This is a genomic window from Vibrio sp. 10N.261.55.A7 (assembly GCF_002877365.1).
Lineage (GTDB): Bacteria > Pseudomonadota > Gammaproteobacteria > Enterobacterales > Vibrionaceae > Vibrio.
On the sequence record NZ_MCWZ01000177.1, the window covers coordinates 1 to 3,283 of the forward strand.

The 3,283-nt window shown below is 43.9% G+C and carries 3 protein-coding genes; all 3 read right to left on the reverse strand.

Translation table 11 applies throughout. The features are described 5' to 3' along the window. Nucleotides 1-43: 43 nt before the first annotated feature. Nucleotides 44-961, reverse strand: a complete 918-nt coding sequence (gene lpxC / locus BCU12_RS09980) for a UDP-3-O-acyl-N-acetylglucosamine deacetylase (RefSeq protein ID WP_102404165.1) — start codon at nucleotides 959-961, stop codon at nucleotides 44-46. Between the two features lie 98 nt (nucleotides 962-1,059). After that, on the reverse strand, nucleotides 1,060-2,283 hold the full coding sequence (gene ftsZ, locus BCU12_RS09985) for a cell division protein FtsZ (protein ID WP_102404166.1): 1,224 nt from the start codon (nucleotides 2,281-2,283) through the stop codon (nucleotides 1,060-1,062). Between the two features lie 30 nt (nucleotides 2,284-2,313). Continuing rightward, the coding region (gene ftsA, locus BCU12_RS09990; protein ID WP_102404167.1) for a cell division protein FtsA at nucleotides 2,314-3,283 on the reverse strand (970 nt) is incomplete at its 5' end.

Sequence of the window (3,283 nt, forward strand, 5' to 3'; positions counted from 1 at the left end):
CGCGATGAACCAAAAAAACCAGACTCAGTGTCTGGTTTTTTTCTTATGCTAGAACCATATTAGGGTCAGCGAAGGCGACCGGAGAGCCAGCTTGCTCTTCGAAAGTAGCCCACTCCCAAGCTTCTTGGTCAGCGAGTACAGCTCTAAGCAACTGGTTATTCAAACCGTGTCCTGATTTGTATGCACGGAACTCGCCAATGATTGCATGTCCACACATGTAAAGGTCACCAATAGCATCAAGTACTTTGTGCGTTACGAATTCGTTTGCAAAACGCAGACCTTCTTCATTCAGAATACGGTACTCATCCAATACGATGGCACAATCAAAACTACCACCTAGACAGAGATTTTGCGATTGCAGATACTCAATGTCACGCATGAACCCGAAGGTACGAGCTCGAGAGATCTCTTTAATGAAACCTTGGGAAGAGAAATCAAATTGTAATCTCTGCTCATCAATTTCAATAGCAGGATGATCAAATTCAATCTCAAAATCCATTCTAAAGCCGTTAAATGGAACAAACTCAGCCCATTTATCACCATCTTCGAAACGAATTGGTTTCTTTATGCGAATAAAACGTTTTGCAGCGTTAAGCGTTTCGATACCAGCCTGTTGTAATAAAAATACAAACGGACTTGCACTTCCATCCATTATTGGAATTTCTGGCGCATCAACTTCAACAATGACGTTGTCTATTCCCATACCTGCAAGCGCCGCATTTAGGTGCTCAACAGTAGAAATTCTCACACCGTCTTCATTAACCAACGCTGTACAAAGCATTGTATCTCTTACTGACTCTGGATCAGCAGGAAAATCAACGTGTGGGTTGACATCTGTACGACGGTAGACGATACCAGTATTTGCAGCAGCAGGGCGAAGAGTAAGCGTGACTTTACGACCAGAGTGGAGACCCACACCAGTTGTTTTCACTATCTCTTTCAAAGTACGTTGTCTAATCATCTACTTCCCTTAATAAACTTGCTACATATCACGGTCTGCATGTACACAGACCGAGCATGCTAACATAATTTTGAACGCTGTCAAATTACGAACAATTATTAATCAGCTTGACGACGTAAAAACGCAGGGATATCTAAATATGCATTTTCTTTCTCAGTTTTAGGTGCTGTAGCAGCCTGCCCTGAGTTTGACGTTGTCGGCGTCGCTGTAGGTTGAGCGGCAACCTGATTTTTTTCTTGCAAAGGTTGTGCCGATTTCTCTTCAGCTTTAGCGACTGACTGCGTCGGTGCCGTTTGCTGTTGAGGCTGAGCTACTGGTGCAATTTTCGCTTTACCGCCTGCCACCAACGTAATGTCTGGCTTCTTCTCTGTTCCTATGCCCGTTGCTACGACCGTAACTCTAATTTCATCAGTCATATCCGGATCAAGTGAAGTACCAATAACAACTGTTGCATTGTCTGATGCGAATGCCTTAACAGTATTACCTACTGTCTCAAACTCATCTAAGCGCATGTCTAAGCCAGCTGTAATATTAACAAGTACTCCGCGAGCACCAGCTAAATCAATATCTTCTAGTAATGGGCTTGAAATCGCTGTTTCAGCAGCTTCTTCGGCACGGTCTTCACCTTTAGAAATGCCGCTTCCCATCATCGCGTGTCCCATTTCAGACATCACAGTTCGTACATCGGCGAAATCGACGTTAATCATGCCTGGTCGAGTAATCAACTCGGCAATACCTTGAACGGCATTTTTTAGAACATTGTTTGCACTGCCAAATGCTTCAAGTAATGTTACGCCACGACCCAGAACCTTGAGTAGCTTCTCATTAGGGATGGTAATCAAGGAGTCAACAGACTTAGATAACTCTTCAATACCCTGTTCGGCGAAAGCTAAACGCTTTTTACCTTCAAAGCTAAATGGTTTAGTCACAACAGCAACGGTTAAGATGCCAAGTTCTTTCGCAACTTCAGCAATAACCGGGGCTGCTCCAGTACCCGTACCACCGCCCATACCAGCGGCTATAAATACCATATCGGCACCAGTAAGAACTTCTTTAATTCTTTCTCGATCTTCTAGCGCAGCATCACGACCAACTTGTGGGTTAGCACCCGCACCAAGTCCTTTTGTGATATCTCCGCCAATCTGAATAACGCTATTCACACTTGTCTTACGTAACGCTTGAGCATCCGTGTTGACACTGATGAATTCCACGCCTTCGATGGATTCACGCACCATGTGTTCAACGGCATTACCACCACCGCCACCAACTCCAACGACTTTAATTACAGCATCGTCAGACATTTCCATCATCGGTTCAAACATTTGTTATCTCCGTTTTTCCTGCTATTCAGGTTAAAACTCTTTTTGTATCCAGTTACGTAAACGACCCACTAAACTCGACATTGATTGGCGTTTAGGCTCGCTATATTCAATGTCATCGTTTATTTGGCTATCTTTTGCGTAATGAAGTAAACCAACAGCCGTAGAATGATACGGCTCTTTTACATAATCTGTTAAGCCACTAACTTCTAGCGGCTTACCAACGCGAACTTGATTGCGGAAAACTCTTTCCGCACATTCTACTAATCCTTCAATCTGCGCAGCCCCACCAGTGAGGACAACACCAGCAGCAAGGTGATGTTTAATACCATCTTCTCTTAGCTTGGTTTGAACGGTATCAATAGTTTGGTTAACGAGGCCCATAAGCTCAGTGTAGCGAGGTTCAATTACTTCAGACAATGTTTGTCGTTGTAAACTTCGAGACGGACGCCCACCTACACTTGGTACGTTAACTGTATCATCTTTGCTAACGAGCTCACTGAGCGCGCAGCCATATTTCACTTTTATCTCTTCAGCGTCACTCACTGGTGTGCCAAATGCGAAAGCAATATCGCTTGTCACAGCATTGCCCGCATATGAGAAAACTTCAGTGTGACGCAATGCACCGCCCGTCCAAATAGAAACATCCATCGTTCCGGCGCCAATGTCTACCACACATACACCAAGCTCACGTTCATCTTCAGTGATGACCGCATTACTCGATGCTAAACCAGAATAAACTAACTGTTCAACAGTCAGCCCACAACGCTCAACGGCTTTAACTAAATTCTTAGCCATATCATTATGGCTAGAAATAAGGTGAACGCTGACTTCCATACGAACACCTGACAACCCAAGTGGATTCTTAATACCTTCTTGGTAATCAATTGTGAACTCTTGAGGTATCACGTGAAGAATGCGTAATTCATCACCAATTTTTATCGATTTAGCCGTGTGAATAGCACGGTCCATGTCCTCTTGAGTCACTTCTTCTTCAGAGATA